The following is a 19,090-nucleotide window of genomic DNA, read 5'->3' as shown; positions in this document are numbered from 1 at the left end:
AGTGTTAATCCTGTCTCGTGGTAATTCGTATGCCGCCGCCCGGTAAGGCAATGACGTTGATGTCCTGTGCGTCCGGCCGAGGCGCCGCCGCTTCGCGCCTGGCCATGACGGGCTCGGGGGCCGGGGTGACCGGGGCCACCCAGCGCAGGCGGGAGATGGCGACCACCACCTGACGATTCTTGGCCCTGCCGGCCTCGGTTTCATTGCTGGCGAAGGGGGAAAACTCGCCATACGCCTCGAAGGCCAGCCGCTCAGGCCGCACGCCCTCGGCAATGAGGGCGCCGAGCACCGCCTCTGCCCTGGCCGCAGACAGCGCCCAGTTGGAGCTGAAAATCTCATTATGGATCTGCTGGTTATCGGTATAGCCCCTCACCCTCACATAGTTATCGACCGGTTTGAGAATACTTGAGAGGCTATTGAGCAGGGGCGAGGCATTGGGCCCCATGAAGGCGCTGCCGCTCGAGAACAGCAGCGCCGAATCCAGGGCGATATTGAGCCACTCCTCGTCCCGCTTGATGTCGATGAGACCGGCATCCTGCAAGGGGGCCAGCGCCTTGCGCAATCGATCGTCCAGCTCGGCCAGGGGCTCTCCCTCCTGGGCGATGGGAACCCCAGAGATGGGGGCCAGGGCGCTCGCCTGGGCCTGGGCGGCCTCGGCGAGCAGGGGCTTGCCCGAGGCCCCTGCCGGGGGCAGGATGGCGGGGCCTTCCCGCTCCAGCAGCTCCTCCCCTTGCAGGGGGCGCCCCTCGAACGCCTGGGTCATCCCCTCGATCACCGCCCGGTACTTGTCCTTGTCGACCATGGCCACCGAATAGAGCACCACGAACAGGGCGAAGATCAGGGTCATGTAATCGGCATAGGAGACCAGCCAGCGGTCCAGCTGTTCATGGCCCCTCAGGTGAAGACGATAGCGCCTGCGCATGCTCACTCCCCCTTGAGGTAACTCTTGAGCCGCCGCTCCAGCTGCAGGCTGTTGTCGCCATGGGCGATGGCCAGCAGCCCCTCCAGGGTCATCTCCTGATAGAGGCCATAGTGGTAATGAAAGGCACGCAGTCTGTTGCCCAGGGGCAGGTAGATCAGGTTGGCAAAGCCCACCCCGTAGATGGTCGCCACGAAGGCCACCGCGATGCCGGCGCCGAGCGCCGCCGGATCCTCCAGGTGGAACATGGCCTGGATAAGGCCCAGCACCGCCCCTATGATGCCGATGGTCGGGCTATAGCCCCCCATGGCCTCGAACACCCTTGCCGCGTGCTCGTTGCGCTCCTGACTGAGGTCGATGTCGGACTCGAGCAGCTGGCGGATCTGTTCCACCGGCACTCCGTCCACCAGCATGGCCAGCCCCTGGCGGGTGAAGGGGTCCGTCTCCTCGTCCGCCGACTCCTCCAGGGCCAGCAGCCCCTGCTGGCGAGCCAGCTGGGCCCAGCGTTGCAGCCGCTCCCCCTGACGGGCCAGATCCCAGGCCGGGGGATTGAACACCCAGCCTAGCTGGGCACAGGCCTGCAACAGGTATTGGCGCGGGGTCTGCAATATGACGGCCCCCAGGGTCCCCCCCACCACGATGAGGAAGGCGGGGCCGTCGAGCAGGGTCTGCAAGCTGCCCCCATGCCACCACTGGGCGAGGGCGATGGCCACCAGGGCCAGCAGGAGACCGAGCCATCCCATCTAGCGGCCCAACTCGACCAGAATGCGCTGGGCGACCCTGTCCAGAGGCAGGGATTCGGAGGCGATGCCCGCCTTGGCGACCGCCTGGGGCATGCCGTAGACCACGCAGGAGGCCTCGTCCTGAGCCCAGATGGTGGCCCCCTGCTCCTTGAGCAGGCGAGCCCCGTCACGGCCATCGGCCCCCATGCCGGTCAGCACGATGGCCAGCACCTTGTCGCCATAGGTCTTGGCGGCAGAGGCGAAGGTGATGTCGACACAGGGCTTGTAGTTGACCTTGTCGTTGCCGTCGATGATGCGAAGACGGGCGCCGGCGCCGCGTCCCTCCAGCAGCATCTGCTTGCCCCCCGGCGCCAGATAGGCGTGACCGGGCTTGAGCACGTCGCCATCCTGCGCCTCCTTGACCCCGATCTGACACAGGCCATTGAGGCGAGCCGCAAAGGCGGCAGTGAAGGTGGCCGGCATGTGCTGGATCAGCAGGATCGGATGGGGGAAATCCAGGGGCAGCTTGGTCAGCACGTTTTGCAGTGCCACCGGGCCGCCTGTGGAGGTGCCGATGGCCACCAGCTGATAGCTCTTGCCGCTGCGCTTGAAGCTGGCGACAGGCTGAGGCCGCTCCGCCAGCGCGGGTCGTTCGGCCAGCAGGGGACGCTCGCGCAGGGAGGCGGCCCCGGACGCCGCCTTGGCGACGGGGGCGCTCGCCACCGGTTGCGGGCGGGCGGACATCAGGAAGCGCTTGCGGGCTATCTCCTTGACCCGCTGCTGCAACAGGCGCACCGCCTCGTCCTTGTCACGGGCGATGTCTTCGAATTTCTTGGGTAAAAAGTCCAGGGCCCCGGCGTCCAGGGCATCCAGGGTGGAGCGCGCTCCCTCATGGGTCAGGGAGGAGAACATCAGTATGGGGGTGGGGCACTTGGCCATGATCTCCCGCACCGCACTGATGCCATCGAGCACGGGCATCTCTATGTCCATGGTGATGACATCGGGGCGCAGGGCGATGGCCTTGTCCACCGCCTCACGGCCGTTCTGGGCCGTGTCGATGACGGTCAGCTGGGGATCCTGATTGATGATCTCGCTGACCCGGCGGCGGAAGAAGCTCGAATCGTCGACGACTAATACCTTGACTGCCATTGTTATTTTTCTAACTCCTTGGACCCGAAGGATTATTGTCTGCGCGCATAGGCCTTGAGCAGACTGGGAACATCGAGAATGAGCGCGATGCCGCCATCACTGGTGATGGTGGCGCCCGCCATGCCCGGCGTGCCCTGGAGCAGGTTGTCCAGCGGCTTGATCACCACCTCTTCCTGCCCGATGAGATTGTCGACCACGAAGCCGACCTGCTGGGTCCCGATCTGGACGATGACCACATGACCCGACTCCTGATTGCCCTGGCGTCTGGCGCCGCGCATCAGCCACTTGTGCAGGTAGAACAGGGGGATCGCCTTGTCCCGCACTATGATGGTGAGCTGGCCGTCCACCACATTGGCTTTCTTCAGGTCCAGGTGGAAGATCTCGTTGACGCAGCCGAGCGGCAGCGCGAAGGTCTGCTCCCCCACTTCGACCATCAGGGTCGGCAAGATGGCCAGGGTCAGCGGCACCTTGATCTCGAGGCGGGTGCCCTTGCCGAAGGTGGAATCGATGTGCACCGAGCCATTGAGGCTGACGATGCTGGTCTTCACCACATCCATCCCGACGCCACGGCCGGAGATATCGGAGATCTCTGACTTGGTCGAGAAGCCGGGAGCAAAGATCAGGTTGTAGGCATCGTTGTCGCTCATGCGCGCCGCGCTGTCGGCATCGAGTACGCCACGGCTGATGGCGATGGACTTGAGCTTCTCCGGATCCATGCCGGCGCCGTCATCCTCGATGCAGAGCAGTATGTGATCCCCCTGCTGGGAGGCACTCAGGGTGATGGTGCCCTGACGGGGCTTGCCCGCCTTCTCCCGCACGTCCGGCATCTCGACGCCGTGGTCGCAGGAGTTGCGCACCAGGTGAACCAGGGGATCGGCCAGGGCCTCTACTAGGTTCTTGTCAAGGTCGGTCTCCTCCCCCACCATGACCAGTTCAATCTCTTTTTTCAGGCTGCGGGCGAGGTCGCGCACCACCCGGGGGAAGCGGCCAAACACCTTCTTGATGGGCTGCATCCGGGTCTTCATGACCGCCCCTTGCAGATCCGCCGTCACCACATCCAGGTTGGCGACCGCCTTGGACATCTCTTCGTCGTTGCTGGCGATGCCGAGGCTCACCAGGCGGTTACGCACCAGCACCAGCTCGCCCACCATGTTCATGATGACGTCCAGGGTCTTGGTGTCGACCCGCACCGTGCTGTCGCTCTGGACGGCGGCGGCGGCGTTCTCGGGCGCAGCGGGCTTGGGTGCGGCCTTGCCGGCCACGGGAGCCGAAGCGGCAGGAGACGAGGGCTGGGCGGCAATCTTGCCAGCCAGAGGGGCCGGGGCGGCGGGAGACGATGGTTGCGCCGCCTTGGCGACCACCGGCTCGGCTGGCGTCGGAGTCGGGGCCGATGCCGGGGTGGCCGGCGCCGCCGACTTCATGGTGACGGCGGGGCCCTGGCCACGGCCATGGAGCTCGTCGAGCAGGCGCTCGAACTCGTCATCATCGATGAGGGCATCCACTTCGCTTTGCACCGACTGCAGCGGGTTGGGCGCCGGAGCCCCCAGATGCTGGCCCTGACCATGGAGCTGGTCGAGCAGGGCTTCGAATTCGTCGTCCGTGATGTCGCCACTGGCGGCGGGGGCCGGGGCGGGAGAAGGCGCGGCCTGGGTCGGCGCGCCGCCGGCCCCGTGCAGTTCGTCGAGCAGGCGCTCGAACTCGTCGTCGGAGATCTCGTCTATGGTGCCGCCATTGCCGGCCAGGGGCGCAGGGGCGCTCTCGGGCTCGGGTTCGGGGGCGACCACGGGCTCCGGACTGGTGCTGGAAACGCTCAGCAGCTGCTCCTCCCCCTGGGGCTTGCACAGCTCATGGAGATCGTGCAGCAGCTCGGGGGCGGCGGCGCTGATCGGCTCACGGTTCTGGACCTGGGCGAACATGACATTGATGGCATCGAGGGCCTGCAGGATCACGTCCATCAGCTCGGCGCTGAGGGTTCGCTTGCCGTTGCGCAACATGTCGAACAGGTTCTCGGCCCCATGGCAGACGTCCACCAGCTCGGTCAGCGACAGGAAGCCGGCGCCCCCCTTGACGGTGTGAAAACCGCGAAAGATGGCGTTGAGCAGGTTCTTGTCGTCGGGGCGCTTCTCGAGTTCGACCAGTTGTTCAGACAACTGTTCCAAAATTTCGGATGCTTCGACCAGAAAGTCTTGCAGTATGTCTTCATCAACTTCGAAGGCCATTCGTCACTCCATTAGAATCCGGGGTTGAACAACTGATCCGTCCCTGTCACAGGGGCCCTGGGCAGAGGCTGTCTGCCCGTCTCGCAGCGGGCGCGGCGGCACGACGGAACCACTTATCTCATCGAGCGCGAGCCCGGGCGGCAGACCGTTAAAATCCGAGGCTGGACAGCAGATCGTCCACATCATCCTGACCGTTGACCACGTCGCTGCGGGTATGCGGATTCATGATGGGCCCTTCCGCTTCAATACCCTTGATGGCGGCCTTGGGGGCACTCGGTTCGGCCGAGGCGTCCCCGAACATGGTCAGCATCTCGATCAGCTTGGTCTCGACCTCCTGCACCAGGGTGATCACCCGGCGGATCATTTGGCCGGTCAAATCCTGGAAATCCTGAGCCATCAGGATATCGGTCAGCAGTTGTCGTAATTTATCGGCATCGGATTCGGAAGCCTTAATAAAATCATCCAGTTGATGGCAGAGCGCCTTGAACTGCCCCAGGCCGAGTTCCCGCGACATCAGGGCCTGCCAGTTCGGCAGTACCAACTGGATATTGTCATTGAGGCGATCGGCGATGGGCAGGCTGGCCTCGACGGCATCCATGGTGCGATTGGCCGCCTTGTCCGTCATGTCGATGACATAGTTGAGCCGCTCGCGGGCATCGGGGATCTCCTCATTGGCGAGGGAGGGCAGCCTGGGGTCGAGCTGGAAGTCACGCAGGGAGTCATGCAACTGACGGGTCAGCTGGCCGACCTTGTCGAACAGGGCCGCCGCATTGGGGGCGCAGATGTCGGCGAGCAGATCGTCGGCCGACTCGAACTCGCCCTGTTCCAGGTGGGCGACCAGCCTTCTCGCCTGCTCGAGGGAGATAATGGCACTCGTTTTGGCCGTCATGGCGGGCCCCTTAGCCGATCCGCTCGAAGATCTTGTCGAGTTTCTCTTTGAGGGTGGCGGCGGTGAACGGCTTGACGATGTAACCGTTGACGCCGGCCTGGGCCGCTTCGATGATCTGCTCGCGCTTGGCTTCGGCGGTGACCATCAGCACCGGCAGGTGCTTGAGCTTGTCGTCGAGACGGATCGCCTTGAGCAGGTCGATGCCCTGCATGCCGGGCATGTTCCAGTCGGTGACCACGAACTGGTAGTCGCCATTCTTGAGCATGGGCAGCGCCGTGTTGCCATCGTCCGCCTCATGGGTGTTATTGAAGCCGAGATCGCGCAGCAAGTTCTTGATAATCCGGCGCATTGTCGAGAAGTCATCGACGATGAGGATTTTCATGTTCTTGTCCAAATTTTCCTCCTAGATAGCCGCCAGGGCGGCTCACTCATATGATGCGTTAGCGCAGGTTGCAGGGTGCGGATTATGCCTGAGAGTCGGGGGCCAGTGTAGCCATGACTCGCTTATGCGTGCCAATCTCGCAGGCGAGCACGCAATCTGTGCATCGCCTGGCTGTGGATCTGGCTCACCCGAGACTCACTTACGTTCAATACTTCACCAATCTCGCGCAGGTTCAACTCTTCGTCGTAGTAGAGGGAGAGCACCAGGGCTTCCCGCTCCGGCAGCCGGCCTATGTTCTCGGCCAGGGCCGCCTGGAAGCGTTCCGCCGCCAGCTCGTCGAAACCGAGGTTGTTGCCCGCCTCGGGCCCGCCGATGACGTCTTCACTCACCCCCAGATCCTCGATGCCGATGATCTTGCCGCAGGAGACATCCTGCAGCATGGCGTGATACTCGCCAAGGCCCACCCCCATGTAGGCGGCCACCTCGGTGTCGCGGGCATCGCGGCCATGGGCCTGCTCCACGTTCTCGATGGCATCCGCTATGGTGCGGCTGTTGCGGTGAACCGAACGGGGCACCCAGTCGCCACGGCGGATCTCGTCGAGCATGGCACCGCGAATGCGGATGCCGGCATAGGTCTCGAAACTGGCCCCCTTGCTGCCATCGAAGTTGCGAGAGGCCTCGAGCAGCCCAATCATACCTGCCTGGATCAGGTCATCCAGCAAGACACTGCTCGGCAAACGAGCCAACAGATGCTGGGCGATCCGTTTCACCAGCGGAGCGTGGCGCTCCACCAGCACATAGGCATCCTGATGACGCAGGTAGGCTTGGGCTTTATTCACGAGATCCTTCCTCTGTGATGGCCGGTTTTTGCAGCAGATTTTCCAGGAAGAACTCCAGGTGACCGCCCGGCTGGTGCGGGATGGGCCAGCTGGCCGCCTTGTTGGCCAGGGCGCGGAACGCCAAGGCGGCAGGCGACTTGGGGAAGGCCTCGACGATCAGTTTCTGCTTGCGCACCGCGGCACGCAAGTTGGTGTCATAGGGAATGCAGGCGACCAGCTCGAGGGAGGTATCGAGGAAACGGTCGGTCACCCGGGTCAGCTTGGCATAGAGCTCCTGCCCTTCTCGCAGGGAACGCACCATGTTCGCCACCACCTTGAAGCGGAACACGCCGTGATCCTTGGAGAGGATCTTGATGAGGGCGTAGGCATCCGTGATGGAGGTGGGCTCGTCGCACACCACCACCATGATGTCCTGGGCGGCGCGGGTAAAGCTCAGCACCATGTCGGAGATGCCGGCGGCCGTGTCCACCAGCAGGATGTCGACCTGGGTCTTCATCTCGCTGAAGGCGCGGATCAGCCCCACGTGCTGGGCCGGCGACAGCTCGACCATGGACTGGGTGCCCGAGGTGGCCGGCACTATCATCATGCCGTAGGGCCCCTCGACGATGATGTCGTCCAGGGTGCACTCCCCCGCCAGCACGTGGGAGAGGTTGCGGTGCACCCTCAGTCCCAGCATGACGTCGACGTTGGCCAGCCCCAGGTCGGCATCCAGCACCATCACCCGCTTGCCCTGGGCCGCCATGGCACCGGCCACGTTCAGGGTGACGTTGGTCTTGCCGACGCCCCCCTTGCCACCGGAGACGGCGATCACTTTCACTCGGTTATTTGAACGCATTTTGCGCAGACCACTCGCCTGATCCATAGGTATGTTACTCATAAGAATCTAAATCCTCGCCCTCACCAAACCCAGCGCCCCAGAAATAGGGCTCTTCGCTCTCCCGGTCCAGCGACCCCATGGCCGCGCCGACGAGCTGGGCTGCGTTGGCTATCTGAATATCTTCCGGAACCCGCTGACCATCTGTGATGTAGCTGATGGGCAACGCATTCTGGATGCACACATTGATCACTTCCCCCAGATTGATGCTCTCGTCCAGCTTGGTGAGGATGCAGCCGGAGAGGGGAATGCGACGAAAGTGATCCATGGCCTCCTGCATGACCCGGCGCTGGGATGTCGCCGACATCACCAGGTAGCTGCGGATCTGCACCTTGGCACTCTTGACCAGGGTGTCGAGCTGCTCGGTCAGCCTGACATCCCGCTGCCCCATGCCGGCGGTATCGATCAATACCAGGCGGCGGTGGCGGAATTGATAGAGGGCACTGGCCAGCTCTTCGGCATCGCGCACCTGGCGCACCGGGCAACCCATGATGCGCCCATAGGTTTGCAGCTGTTCGTGGGCGCCGATCCGGTAGTTGTCCGTGGTGATGAGCGCCACCTGCTCGGCGCCATATTTCATGGCAAAACGGGCCGCCAGCTTGGCGATGGTGGTGGTCTTGCCCACCCCGGTCGGCCCGAGCAGCGCCACCGCGCCCCCCTGGCGCAGGATCTCGTCCTCGCTCACCTTAAGCTGGGCGGTCAGCACCTCGGCCAGCTGGGCCAGGGCCTGATGAATGGACATCTCTTCCGGGATGAGACCCGCCAGCTGATCGGCGAAGGCGTCATCGAACCCTATCTTCTTGAGCTCCTTGATGAGCAGGGCCCGCATCGGCTCGCGACGTTCCACCTCCTGCCACATCAGGCCGGAGATCTGGTGCTCCAGCAGCTTGCGGATGGAGGCCATCTCCTGGCGCATCCCTTCCATCTCCTGGTCGCGCTGGGGCTGGGGTGCCCGCGCCGGCGCGGGTCTGGCCCTCGGCTTGGCCGGCTGCGGGGCGGCCCAGTTACCCTGTTCCGCCAGGGTACGGGGCGCCTCGGCCGCCTGGGGCGCCGGGCGCCCTGCCCCCAGTCCGCTCGACTGGTTCGGAGCCAGCTGCTGCTGACGGGCCAGCAGGGCGGCCAGGGTATCGGCATACTGCTCATTGCGGCTCTGGCCGCCGGTGGGCGCCTCGCCGCGTCCACTTGCCGGTCGCGCCACCTGACGCGCCGCAGACGAAATATTGACGCTCTCTTCGTTCAACTGGCGGCGAACCGGCACATCCCTCGGTACCGTGACCTGGGATTGGTAGTCGATGGCGGCGACGATCTCGACCCCGCCCGTGACCTTTTTGTTGGACATGATGACGGCGTCCGGCCCGAGAGTCTCTTTGACCTCGGCCAGGGCCGTGCGCATATCCTTGGCAAAAAACCGCTTAATCTTCACCCGTCATCTCCGCTAACTAGTGCTGCCCTACCGCGCTGACAATACGGATCTGCTTGTCATCCGGTACTTCCTGATAGGACAGGACGCGCAATCCTGGAATGGCATTCTTGACAAACTTGGCCAGGGTATTTCTCAGGATCCCCGATGTCAGAAGCACCGCCGGTTGACCTTCCAATTCTTGCCGCTGGGTGGCCTCGAGCAGGGAGCGTTGCATCCGCTCCGCCAGGCCCGGTTCTATGCCGGCCCCTTCGCCCCCACCCGCCTGCAAGGATTGATGCAATATACGTTCCAACTCTGGCGCCAAGGTGATGACGGGCAACTCGGGCTCCGGACCCGCTATCTCCTGCACGATGAGGCGACGCAGGGCGATGCGGCAGGCCGCAGTCAACACCTCGGGATCCGGGCTGCGGGGCCCGTATTCCACCAGGGTCTGCAGTATGGTGCGCATGTCGCGGATAGGCACGCCCTCGTTGAGGAGATTCTGCAATACCTTCACCAGGTTGCCCATGCTGATCACCTCGGGAACCAGCCCTTCCACCAGCTTGCTCTGATGTTTTCCTATCATGTCCAGCAACTGCTGCACCTCGTCATGGCCGAGCAGCAGGGCCGCCTGGTTGGAGAGGATCTGGCTCAGGTGAGTGGCGACCACGGTGGCGGCATCCACCACCGTATAGCCCAGGGTCTGGGCCTGGGAGACCTGATCCTTGCCGACCCAGACCGCCTCCAGCCCGAAGGCGGGGTCCTGGGTGGGGATGCCCTGGATCTGGCCGAACACCTGGCCCGGGTTGATGGCCATCTCCTTGTCGTGGTAGACGTTCGCCTCCCCCGTGCTCACCCCCATCAGGGTGATGCGGTACTGGTTGGGGGCCAGATCCAGGTTGTCGCGGATATGCACCGCCGGCACCAGGAAACCCAGCTCCTGGGAGAGCTTCTTGCGCACCCCCTTGATCCGGTTGAGCAGCTCCCCGCCCTGGCTCTTGTCCACCAGGGGAATGAGCTGATAGCCGACCTCGAGGCCTATGATGTCCACCGGCATGACGTCGTCCCAGCTCAAGTCCTTCTGCTCCACGGGCGCATCCCCGTTGGCCGGCAAGAGTTCACCGCTGGCCGCCTTGGCCTGGTTCTGTTTCTCCCGGCGCAGCAGCCACCAGGCCCCGGCCGCGGCCACACCGCCCAGGCTCAGGAAGGCCAGGTGCGGCATGCCGGGCACCAGCCCCATCATCAGCAGGATGCTGGCGGAGATGACCAGGGCCTTGGGATTGTCGAACAGCTGGCCCAGCATGGCGGTGCCCATGTCCTGATCCGTGTTCTGGCGGGTCACTATGATGGCGGCGGCGATGGAGAGCAGCAGGGAGGGGATCTGGGCCACCAGGCCGTCACCGATGGCGAGCAGGGTATAGACCTCTGCCGCCTCGCCGAAGCTGAGCTGGTGCTGCATCATGCCGATGATGAAGCCGCCGATGATGTTGATGAAGAGGATCATGATGCCGGCGATGGCATCCCCCTTGACGAACTTGGAGGCACCGTCCATGGAGCCGTAGAAGTCCGCCTCCTGGGTCACATCGGCGCGGCGCTTGCGCGCCTCCTCCTGGTTGATGAGGCCGGCGTTCAGGTCCGCATCGATGGCCATCTGCTTGCCGGGCATGGCGTCCAGGGTGAAGCGGGCGCTGACTTCAGAAATCCGCCCGGCCCCCTTGGTGACCACCACGAAGTTGATGATGACCAGGATGAGGAAGACGATGATGCCCACCGCATAGTTGCCACCGATCACCACGTTGCCGAACGCCTCGATCACATGGCCGGCGGCGTCGCCGCCGTTGTGGCCTTCCAGCAGCACCACCCGGGTCGAGGCGACGTTGAGGGCCAGACGCAACAGGGTCGCAATCAGCAGCACGGTCGGGAAGGCGGCGAATTCCAGGGGGCGGCGGGTATAGACGGCCACCAGCAGCACCACGATGGAGAGGGCGATATTGAAGGAGAAGAGGGTATCGAGCATCAGGGGCGGGATGGGCAGCACCACCATGCCGAGGGAGGCCAACACCAGCAGCGGTGTGCCGAGCCCCTTGCCCACTATCCCGCGGTACGCTTTCAATCGGCCCAATGATGCCCGCACTGTCATGTCGATTCTCAGTTCTTGATCCCAGATGAGAGGGATTAAAGCAAACATCGAGCCAATAAAGCAATTTGCTGATTTATAATGCTTTTATTTTGACTGTGTCAGAAGTTTGTCAGCTGCGGCCTGATGGGGCGCTTGCGGGGGATGCCAAGAGGCTGCGGGCAGCGGCCCCGGCGTGACTTGCGGTATGCCGGCGAAATGAGCAGGTCCTTGCCAAGAGGCTGCGGGCTGCGGCCCTGGCGTTACTTGCGGTATTCCGGAGGAATGGGCAGGTCCTTGCCCAGGGGCTGCGGGCGACGGCCCCGGCCACGGCGGAACTTCTTGAGCTGATAGACATAGGCCAGCACCTGGGCCACGGCGGCAAACAGCCCCTCGGGGATCTCCTGGCCAATCTCGGCGCTGTGGTAGATGGCGCGGGTCAGCGCCGGGGACGGCAGTATGGGGATCTCGTACTCCCGGCCTATCTCGCGGATCTTGAGCGCGACCTCGTCCACCCCCTTGGCCAGCACCTTGGGCGCCGCCCCGGGCTTGCCCTGATCGTATTGCAGGGCCACCGAATAGTGGGTCGGGTTGGTGATGATGACATCGGCCTTGGGCACGTCTCCCATCATGCGGCGCGCCGCCATCTCCATCTGCAGGCGCCGGATGCGCCCCTTCACCTCGGGCTTGCCCTCGGAGTCCTTGTACTCGTCCTTGACCTCCTGCTTGGTCATCTTGAGCTGGCGGGCATGGTTCCAGCTCTGGAAGGGGACATCGATGGCGACGATGGGCAGCAGGGCGCAGCAGAGGATGATCAGCATCCACAGAAACAGCTCGAGGGCATCTATGATGCCGCCGGGGAAGGCCTCCAGGGAGAGGTTGAGCAGGTGATCGAACTGGCTCGACAACATCCACCAGGCAAACAGGGTGATGAACAGGACCTTGGCGATGGACTTGACCAGCTCCACCAGGGACTGCACCCCGAACATCCGCTTGAGACCGGCGAGGGGGCTGAGCTTGCTCCACTTGGGCATCATGGCCTGACTGGAGAAGTTGAGGCCCCCGAGCAGGGTATTGCCGATGAAGGCCGCCAGGGCCACCAGGGCGAACAGCAGACCGAGGGGAAACACCACCTCGCCGACCAGGGTCGGCACCATGGTCCACATGGCGCTGGGGTCGAACGCCTGCTCCCGCTCCAGGGTAAAGCCCATGGTCATCACCTTGAGCATGGCGGTGGCCAGGGACTCCTTGACCATCAGCAGCCCGAACACGGCGGCCAGCAGCACGCTGGCGGTGCCCAGCTCCTTGGATCGGGCGATCTGCCCCTTCTCCCGGGCCTGCTGTAATCGCTTGCCCGTCGCCTGTTCGGTACGTTCCTGATCGGAATCAGCCATGGTGGCCTGCCTCCCGTGAGCAGGGGGCCGTCAGGGCCAAGGTCAATGCCCGCCCTTCAACCATGGGCCCCTCCCAGGCACTGGGTCTCGATGAGCTGGCAGCTGGTCTCCTGCACCCGCTGCCAGAGGGCATCGAAGTGGCCGAGGAAGCCGCCTATGGTCAGCCAGAGGATGAAGAGCCCCGAGATCATGCTGACCGCAAAGCCGATGCTGAAGATGTTGAGCTGGGGGGCGGCCCGGGTCATGACCCCGAAGGCGAAGTTGATGAGCAGCAGGGCGACGATGGCGGAGAGAGACATCACCAGGGCCGCCTGGAACATGACGCCGAGAAAACCCGCCAGGGTGCGCAGGGAGGCGACCGAGAGGCCACCGTCGCCCACCGGCAGGGTATCGAAGCTCAGGATCACCATGCGCAGCATGATGAGGTGACCGTCCAGGGCGAGGAACACCAGGGTCGCCAGCATCAGGTAGAACTGGCCCACCACGGGGGCGGACTGGCCGTTCATGGGATCCACCAGGGAGGCGAACCCCAGGCTGGTCTGCATGGAGATCACCTGGCCCGCCATCACGAAGCTCTCCATCAGGAACTGGGTCATCAGGCCGAGGGCCACGCCGATCAGGATCTGCTGGCCGAGGATCAGGAAACTGCCCAGGGAGAAGAGCGCCACCTGGGGCATGGGGGGCAACAGGGGGGCGATCAGGAAGCTGATGGCAAGCGAGAGCCCCATGCGCACATGCATGGGGGCCAGCTTGCTGCCAAACACCGCCATCACCATCAGCAGGCTGCTGATGCGGGCCAGGGGCCAGAGCACGGAGGCGAGCCACTCCAGGATGAGCTGGCTGGAGAAGGTCACGACCCCTGCCCCGCGCCGCTCATCCCACCACCTCGGGGATCTGGCTCACCATGAGCACGAAGAAGTCCATCAGGCTCTGCAAACCCCAGTGGGCCCCGGCCCCCAGGGCCAGCAGGGTCACCACCAGCCGGGGCAGGAAGCTCAGGGTCTGCTCGTTGATGGAGGTGGCCGCCTGGAAGATGGCGACCACCAGCCCCACCATCAGGCTGGGCAGGATCACGGCACACACCATGATGGTGACCAGCCAGAGCGCCTCTCGAAACACATCGACGAAGGTTTCCGGTGACATGGCGCCTCCCTTATCCCGCGCCCAGGCCGAAGCTGTTGGCCAGGGATCCCAGAATGAGGTTCCAGCCATCCACCATGACGAAAAGCATCAGCTTGAACGGCAGGGAGACCAGCATGGGGGAGAGCATCATCATGCCCATGGCCATCAGGATACTGGCCACCACCAGGTCGATGACCAGGAAGGGCAGAAACAGCATGAAGCCTATCTGGAAGGCGGTCTTGAGCTCGCTGGTGACAAACGCCGGGATCAGCACCCGCAGCGGCACCTCGGCAGGGGTCTCCACCTGCACGTCGGCGATCTCCATGAAGGTGTTGAGATCCTTGACCCGGGTCTGGGCCAGCATGAACTGATGCAGGGGGAGCTGAGCCTTGGCCAGCGCCTCCTGGGTGCTGATGGTCTCGGCCAGATAGGGTTGCAGCGCCTCCTCGTTGATGCGATCCAGCACGGGGGACATGATGAAGAACGACATGAACAACGCGATGCCGATCAGCACCTGGTTGGAGGGGCTCTGCTGCAGGCCGATGGCCTGTCTGAGGATCCCGAGCACCACTATGATGCGGGTGAAGGAGGTCATCATGATGACCACGGCCGGCAGGAAGGAGAGGGCCGTCATCAGCGCCAGCACCTGCAGGGTCAGGCTGTACTCCTGACTGCCGTCGGCCAGGGTGGTGACGGTCACCGCCGACATGCCATCCTGGGCCAGGGCCAGGGGCGAGAGCAGCAGCAACAGCCAGGGCCAGCGTCTCGTCCCGGAGAGGAAGTGGGTCCCGTTACTCTTTGTCATGGCGTGCCATCAGCTTGCCCAGTTGCTGGGCGAAGGCCTGAGGCTGACGCTCATCGAGCGGCTCCTCCAGGCGATAGAGGAAATTGACCTGCTGGGGGGTGACGCCGATCAGCAGCTGCTGCTCCCCCACCTTGACCACCAGCAGCTTCTCCTTGTAACCGAGGGGCAGGCTGGCGATCACCTTCATCTGGCCACCTCCGAGCTGGGCGGTCAGCTTGCTCTTCTTGAGCAAAAACCCCAGCACCAGGATGAGGCCGATGACCATCAGGCTCGACAGCAGCCAGGAGGTGAGGCTCGGCGCCGCGGCACTGGCCTGCGCCAGCGCGGGCAGCGGCAACATCAGCAGGATAGCGACCCGGATCATTTGAGTTTCTTGATCCTTTCAATCTGGCTGATGACATCGGTCAGCCGGATCCCGAACTTGTCGTTGACCACCACCACCTCGCCGTGGGCGATCAGGGTGCCGTTGACCAGCACGTCCAGGGGCTCGCCCGCTACCCTGTCCAGCTCCACCACTGAGCCCTGGTTCAGCTGCAGCAGGTTGCGGATGCTGATCTGGCTGCGGCCCACTTCCATGGCGATGGTCACAGGGATGTCGAGTATGGTGTCGAGCTTGCGGCGCTCCTCGGCACTGATGGGGGCATCGTCCCTCAGCTCCTCGAGGGGAGCCGGCTTGACCTCGGCGGTGACCTGCTCTTCCAGGGCCGCGGCCCAGGCATCGGCCATCAGATCCTGCTCGTCTTCGGGTGTGCTCATCTTACTTCCTTACTGTTCATGATTGGACGGGCCCCTGGCCTGTCATCGGTTTGGATCATCGATGCTGCGCTCGAGCTCTTCGAGCTCGGCCTCGCCATCGATGCGCACGCCGCCACGGGTGACCAGGTGCATCTCGGTCTTGACCCCGTCCGGTCGCTTGAGTTTGTCGACAATCTTGAGCGCCACATTCTCCTTGGTGCGCCCCATCTTGGCGTGGAACGTAGGCAGGTCTTCCACGTAGACCAGCAGGTTCTCGGGCATCTCCACCGGAATGATGTCGCCGGGTTGCAGCTCCATCAGCTCCCGCAGGGAGAGTTCTGTCTCCAGCAGCTTGGCCTTGAGCTCCACCTTGACGTCCATGATCTCGTCGCGCAGGGCCTTGCTCCAGCGCACGTCCGTGTCCCCCTTGTCGCTCTGCACCCCGGCATCGAGCAGCTCGCGGATGGGTTCGAGCATGGAGTAGGGCATGGCCACGTGGAAGTCGCCGCCGCCGCCGTCCAGTTCGATGTGGAAGGAGCTCACCACGATCACCTCGGTGGGGCTGACGATGTTGGCCATGGCCGGGTTCACCTCGGAGTCGAGATACTCGAAGCCCACATCCATCACAGGCGCCCAGGCATCCTTGTAATCCTCGAACACCAGCTTGAGCAACATCTGTATGATGCGCCGCTCGGTGGGGGTGAACTCGCGCCCCTCTATCTTGGCGTGGTAGCGGCCGTCGCCGCCGAAGAAGTTCTCCACCAGGATGAAGACGAGACGGGCCTCCATGGTGATGAGGGCCGTCCCCTTGAGGGGGCGAAAGCGCACCATGTTCAGGCTGGTGGGCACGAACAGGGTGTGGACGTACTCGCCGAATTTCAGCATCTGCACGCCGTTGATCGACACCTCGGCGGTGCGCCGCATCATGTTGAACAGGCTGATGCGCATGTGGCGGGCGAAACGCTCGTTCACCAGCTCCAGGGTGGGCATGCGGCCCCGGACGATGCGATCCTGGGAAGAGAAGTCGAACTGGGTGATGCCAGGATCCCCGGCCGCCCCTATCTCCTCCTCTTCGACATCGTCGACCCCGTGCAACAGGGCATCAATTTCGTCCTGACTTAACAGATCGCTCACGCTTCACCTACTGCATTACAAAGCCGGTAAACAGCACTTGTTCGATTACGGGGGAAGAGGTCAGGTCCTTGAGGACCCGACGGCACTCTTCCAATGAGTCATTGCGCAATTTTTCCTTGCCCTCGAAGGTGACCAGCTGCTCGGCGCTGGCGGCGCTGAACACCCGCAGCAATGTTCCCTCGATCAGGGGCACATGCTGCTTGGCGAGAGCCTCGTCCTTGGCACCGCGCACCATCAGTTGCACCTTGATCTGCACCAGCCGATCCCGGCTATGGCCCGTCACGTTGAACACGAAGGGGCGCGGCATCCCCACATAGAGGGCAGGCTGGCTGGCCGGATCCTGGGGCTGGCCGTCGGCCTGGGCGCTGGTCTGGGCCTTGGCGGCCTCGTCGCCACCAGAGAGCAGCAGCCAGGTCGCCACCCCGCCGCCGATGAGCAGCACCAGCAGGATGGCAGCCATGATGACCATCTTCTTTTTCCTGGCCGCCGCCGGATCCTGGAGCGTCAGTTCGCTATCGTCTGCCATCTCTTGTCCACCCTCAATCAAACTTGTTCGATATCATAAACTTAACTTGGGGCGCATCAAGCATAGAAATCAATTCCGCTCTCGTTTGCCGCATCCATGGACAAAGTGAGCCGGGTGACACCGGTTTCCCCCTCATGCCGGCCTGGCTGGCGACCCTCGCCCCCCTGGCCCTGGCCCCCCTGTTCGGAGAAGCCTCCCCCCTGGGCCTGCTGCTGTGATCCGGGCTGGGAGTGCTGCTGGGACTGCTGTTGCACCGAGGTCTGACCGAGGGAGAGCCCCTGCCCCGCCAGCATCTCCCTGAGCCTGGGCATGGCCTGCTCCAGCATCTCCCGGGTCTGGCCATGTTGTACCACGAAGTTGACGCTGGCCTGGTTGTCCTGACCAAGCTGGATCTGGATCTTCATCTTGCCAAGGCCGAGGGGATCGAGCTGGATCTCCGCCTGCTGCAACTTGTCGGCCAGCATGACGTTGACCCTCTGCTGCAGCTCGGCCGGGGCATCCTGGCTCGCCAGCTTCAGATGGGGCAAGGAGGCCGCCTCGGCCCTGGGTTGGCCGGTGGCCACAGTACCAGTGCGGGCGTCGCCCACCGCGGCCTGGGTCGGCTGCTGGCCGGTGCTCTGGGCCTCCTCTTCCCGTTTCGGCTCGGCGGCGGCCTGGACCTCGCTCTTGGTCAGGCTCGCCAACCGGCCCCTGGCCCCCAGGGGGGACCCCTTCTGAGTCTGGGTGGCAACGCCATCGATGGCCGCGGCCGCGCCGCCCTGGGGCAGGCTGGCCAGGGGGGCCTGGCTACCCTGGGACTGGGCCTGGGCCAGCACCTGCTGGGGCGCCACCAGGGTCGGCGCCACCGCCGGCTGCGCCCCGGAGGCCGCCGGAGCCTGGGCTGCCATCTGGGGCGCGGCCCGCTCCTTGCCTGCCGTCTCCTGGCGAGGGGCCGCCTCGGTCTGGGTCAGGGCCTGCTCACCGTCGGCGGCAGGCTGCCCCTGGTCCGACTGCCGGGCGAGGCGATTGCCGGCGGCATAGGCATCGGCCGGGGTGCTCACCGCCCCATCAGGGCCCGCTTTGGGCCCCGAGCCGGGAAGCGGATCCCGGGGATTGCTCTGCTCGGCCCCCTTGTCTGTCACGGGTGCTGTGGTCATGGCGCCGCCCGGCCGGGTGGCAGGATCCGCGTCAACGGTCTCGTCCCCTTCGCCGGCCAGGGCCTCATGGTCCCCTGCTGCCGCGAGCAGGGCAGAGGCCAGGGTCTCCTTGGCGCCCTGGCGCTCCTTGCCCCCCTGGGTCTGTTTGACCGCCTCATCGGCGCCCTCGTCCTGGCCATGGGATTTGGGCTCATTGGACACGCCAACAGCCTGGGCAGCCCCCTTGGCTGCGGGGATCTCTGCACCGGGCGGCAAGGAATTGCCATCCCCCGAGCTCGCGGACTCGCCCGGGGCGACCAGACGGGTGTCCTGCTTGAGAGAGTCTTGCAGGTGAACGAGGAAGGGATTGCCAGCCATGATGGCAGAGGCGTCGTCCCCGGGCAGGCCCGGGGTGGGCCCGTCATCGTCGTCGGCCTGGCCCTCGGGCACCACCTGCGCGGCGTCAGTCTCTTGACGCCCGGCCACTGCCGGCAAACTGCCCGGCTCCCCTTGGGTGTCCGCTGCGGCCTGGGGGATCTCGCCCTCCCTGGCGTGCGTCTTGACCGGGGCGGCGTCGCCCCCGTGCCGATACTGACTCATCAGCTCGGCAAAGTCGGCCTTGTCACCGTCCAGCACGGCGCCGTCAGCGGGCCCCGCCAGCCCTGGCGCGGTACGCTTGTCACCGCCGATCGGCGGGGAAGTGGGGGTCAACAGTGTCTGCATCATCCTGGGTTCCGGGGTCTGGGCG

At 64.4% G+C, this 19,090-nt stretch carries 19 protein-coding genes; all 19 read right to left on the bottom strand.

Annotation, left to right across the window (positions count from 1 at the left end):
- Positions 1-4: 4 nt before the first annotated feature.
- Positions 5-922, bottom strand: a complete 918-nt coding sequence (locus ACEUCR_RS11200) for an OmpA family protein (protein ID WP_408790169.1) — start codon at positions 920-922, stop codon at positions 5-7.
- A gap of 2 nt (positions 923-924) precedes the next feature.
- Complete coding sequence (locus tag ACEUCR_RS11195) at positions 925-1,662, bottom strand: flagellar motor protein (protein WP_041993967.1); 738 nt, start codon at positions 1,660-1,662, stop codon at positions 925-927.
- Positions 1,663-2,790, bottom strand: a complete 1,128-nt coding sequence (locus tag ACEUCR_RS11190) for a protein-glutamate methylesterase/protein-glutamine glutaminase (protein WP_408790166.1) — start codon at positions 2,788-2,790, stop codon at positions 1,663-1,665.
- A 32-nt stretch (positions 2,791-2,822) separates the two neighbouring features.
- Positions 2,823-5,009 carry a chemotaxis protein CheA gene (locus tag ACEUCR_RS11185; protein WP_408790163.1) on the bottom strand — a complete coding sequence of 729 codons (2,187 nt, stop codon included), beginning with the start codon at positions 5,007-5,009 and terminating at the stop codon, positions 2,823-2,825.
- A gap of 148 nt (positions 5,010-5,157) precedes the next feature.
- Positions 5,158-5,898 carry a protein phosphatase CheZ gene (locus ACEUCR_RS11180; protein ID WP_111872850.1) on the bottom strand — a complete coding sequence of 247 codons (741 nt, stop codon included), beginning with the start codon at positions 5,896-5,898 and terminating at the stop codon, positions 5,158-5,160.
- Positions 5,899-5,908: 10 nt separating this feature from the next.
- On the bottom strand, positions 5,909-6,280 hold the full coding sequence (gene cheY, locus ACEUCR_RS11175; protein ID WP_425320766.1) for a chemotaxis response regulator CheY: 372 nt from the start codon (positions 6,278-6,280) through the stop codon (positions 5,909-5,911).
- A gap of 122 nt (positions 6,281-6,402) precedes the next feature.
- Positions 6,403-7,119 (bottom strand): RNA polymerase sigma factor FliA, encoded by a 717-nt coding sequence (locus tag ACEUCR_RS11170; protein WP_041993981.1) that lies wholly within the window; start codon positions 7,117-7,119, stop codon positions 6,403-6,405.
- Entirely contained in the window at positions 7,112-7,996 is an 885-nt protein-coding gene (locus ACEUCR_RS11165) for a MinD/ParA family protein (RefSeq protein WP_041993984.1), read from the bottom strand. Before ACEUCR_RS11165 ends, ACEUCR_RS11170 begins: the two co-directional genes overlap by 8 nt.
- A complete protein-coding gene (gene flhF / locus ACEUCR_RS11160; RefSeq protein WP_041993987.1) occupies positions 7,989-9,416 on the bottom strand; it encodes a flagellar biosynthesis protein FlhF in 1,428 nt (475 codons plus the stop codon). Before flhF ends, ACEUCR_RS11165 begins: the two co-directional genes overlap by 8 nt.
- A gap of 16 nt (positions 9,417-9,432) precedes the next feature.
- Positions 9,433-11,535 carry a flagellar biosynthesis protein FlhA gene (flhA, locus tag ACEUCR_RS11155; RefSeq protein ID WP_408790160.1) on the bottom strand — a complete coding sequence of 701 codons (2,103 nt, stop codon included), beginning with the start codon at positions 11,533-11,535 and terminating at the stop codon, positions 9,433-9,435.
- A 239-nt stretch (positions 11,536-11,774) separates the two neighbouring features.
- Positions 11,775-12,905, bottom strand: a complete 1,131-nt coding sequence (flhB, locus tag ACEUCR_RS11150) for a flagellar biosynthesis protein FlhB (RefSeq protein WP_041993993.1) — start codon at positions 12,903-12,905, stop codon at positions 11,775-11,777.
- 56 nt (positions 12,906-12,961) lie between these two features.
- Positions 12,962-13,759, bottom strand: coding sequence for a flagellar biosynthetic protein FliR (gene fliR / locus ACEUCR_RS11145; protein WP_111872847.1), 798 nt, complete (start codon positions 13,757-13,759; stop codon positions 12,962-12,964).
- Positions 13,760-13,778: 19 nt separating this feature from the next.
- A complete protein-coding gene (fliQ, locus tag ACEUCR_RS11140) occupies positions 13,779-14,048 on the bottom strand; it encodes a flagellar biosynthesis protein FliQ (RefSeq protein ID WP_041993999.1) in 270 nt (89 codons plus the stop codon).
- A 10-nt stretch (positions 14,049-14,058) separates the two neighbouring features.
- Positions 14,059-14,832, bottom strand: a complete 774-nt coding sequence (gene fliP, locus ACEUCR_RS11135) for a flagellar type III secretion system pore protein FliP (RefSeq protein WP_041994004.1) — start codon at positions 14,830-14,832, stop codon at positions 14,059-14,061.
- On the bottom strand, positions 14,819-15,196 hold the full coding sequence (gene fliO, locus ACEUCR_RS11130; protein WP_041994007.1) for a flagellar biosynthetic protein FliO: 378 nt from the start codon (positions 15,194-15,196) through the stop codon (positions 14,819-14,821). The genes fliP and fliO overlap by 14 nt, the downstream gene beginning before the upstream one ends.
- On the bottom strand, positions 15,193-15,588 hold the full coding sequence (fliN, locus tag ACEUCR_RS11125; RefSeq protein WP_041994010.1) for a flagellar motor switch protein FliN: 396 nt from the start codon (positions 15,586-15,588) through the stop codon (positions 15,193-15,195). The genes fliO and fliN overlap by 4 nt, the downstream gene beginning before the upstream one ends.
- Positions 15,589-15,630: 42 nt before the next feature.
- On the bottom strand, positions 15,631-16,701 hold the full coding sequence (gene fliM, locus ACEUCR_RS11120) for a flagellar motor switch protein FliM (protein WP_041994013.1): 1,071 nt from the start codon (positions 16,699-16,701) through the stop codon (positions 15,631-15,633).
- Positions 16,702-16,708: 7 nt separating this feature from the next.
- Entirely contained in the window at positions 16,709-17,227 is a 519-nt protein-coding gene (fliL, locus tag ACEUCR_RS11115) for a flagellar basal body-associated protein FliL (RefSeq protein ID WP_111872846.1), read from the bottom strand.
- A gap of 56 nt (positions 17,228-17,283) precedes the next feature.
- Positions 17,284-19,068, bottom strand: a complete 1,785-nt coding sequence (locus ACEUCR_RS11110) for a flagellar hook-length control protein FliK (RefSeq protein WP_408790157.1) — start codon at positions 19,066-19,068, stop codon at positions 17,284-17,286.
- Between the last annotated feature and the right edge of the window lie 22 nt (positions 19,069-19,090).

Origin of the sequence: Aeromonas bivalvium (genome assembly GCF_046078285.1) — a bacterium.
GTDB lineage: Bacteria > Pseudomonadota > Gammaproteobacteria > Enterobacterales > Aeromonadaceae > Aeromonas > Aeromonas bivalvium.
Note: the sequence above shows the minus strand (reverse complement) of the source record. Positions and strands in the feature narration are given on the sequence as shown.

What these genes read in the sequence shown, in the direction of transcription:
- ACEUCR_RS11180 (WP_111872850.1), bottom strand. Translation starts at nt 5,898, where the DNA reads ATGACGGCCAAAACGAGTGCCATTATCTCCCTCGAGCAGGCGAGAAGG.
- ACEUCR_RS11195 (WP_041993967.1), bottom strand. Translation starts at nt 1,662, where the DNA reads ATGGGATGGCTCGGTCTCCTGCTGGCCCTGGTGGCCATCGCCCTCGCC.
- ACEUCR_RS11190 (WP_408790166.1), bottom strand. Translation starts at nt 2,790, where the DNA reads ATGGCAGTCAAGGTATTAGTCGTCGACGATTCGAGCTTCTTCCGCCGC.
- ACEUCR_RS11165 (WP_041993984.1), bottom strand. Translation starts at nt 7,996, where the DNA reads ATGAGTAACATACCTATGGATCAGGCGAGTGGTCTGCGCAAAATGCGT.
- fliL (WP_111872846.1), bottom strand. Translation starts at nt 17,227, where the DNA reads ATGGCAGACGATAGCGAACTGACGCTCCAGGATCCGGCGGCGGCCAGG.
- ACEUCR_RS11200 (WP_408790169.1), bottom strand. Translation starts at nt 922, where the DNA reads ATGCGCAGGCGCTATCGTCTTCACCTGAGGGGCCATGAACAGCTGGAC.
- ACEUCR_RS11110 (WP_408790157.1), bottom strand. Translation starts at nt 19,068, where the DNA reads ATGATGCAGACACTGTTGACCCCCACTTCCCCGCCGATCGGCGGTGAC.
- fliQ (WP_041993999.1), bottom strand. Translation starts at nt 14,048, where the DNA reads ATGTCACCGGAAACCTTCGTCGATGTGTTTCGAGAGGCGCTCTGGCTG.
- cheY (WP_425320766.1), bottom strand. Translation starts at nt 6,280, where the DNA reads ATGAAAATCCTCATCGTCGATGACTTCTCGACAATGCGCCGGATTATC.
- fliN (WP_041994010.1), bottom strand. Translation starts at nt 15,588, where the DNA reads ATGAGCACACCCGAAGACGAGCAGGATCTGATGGCCGATGCCTGGGCC.
- ACEUCR_RS11185 (WP_408790163.1), bottom strand. Translation starts at nt 5,009, where the DNA reads ATGGCCTTCGAAGTTGATGAAGACATACTGCAAGACTTTCTGGTCGAA.
- fliP (WP_041994004.1), bottom strand. Translation starts at nt 14,832, where the DNA reads ATGACAAAGAGTAACGGGACCCACTTCCTCTCCGGGACGAGACGCTGG.
- flhB (WP_041993993.1), bottom strand. Translation starts at nt 12,905, where the DNA reads ATGGCTGATTCCGATCAGGAACGTACCGAACAGGCGACGGGCAAGCGA.
- flhA (WP_408790160.1), bottom strand. Translation starts at nt 11,535, where the DNA reads ATGACAGTGCGGGCATCATTGGGCCGATTGAAAGCGTACCGCGGGATA.
- fliO (WP_041994007.1), bottom strand. Translation starts at nt 15,196, where the DNA reads ATGATCCGGGTCGCTATCCTGCTGATGTTGCCGCTGCCCGCGCTGGCG.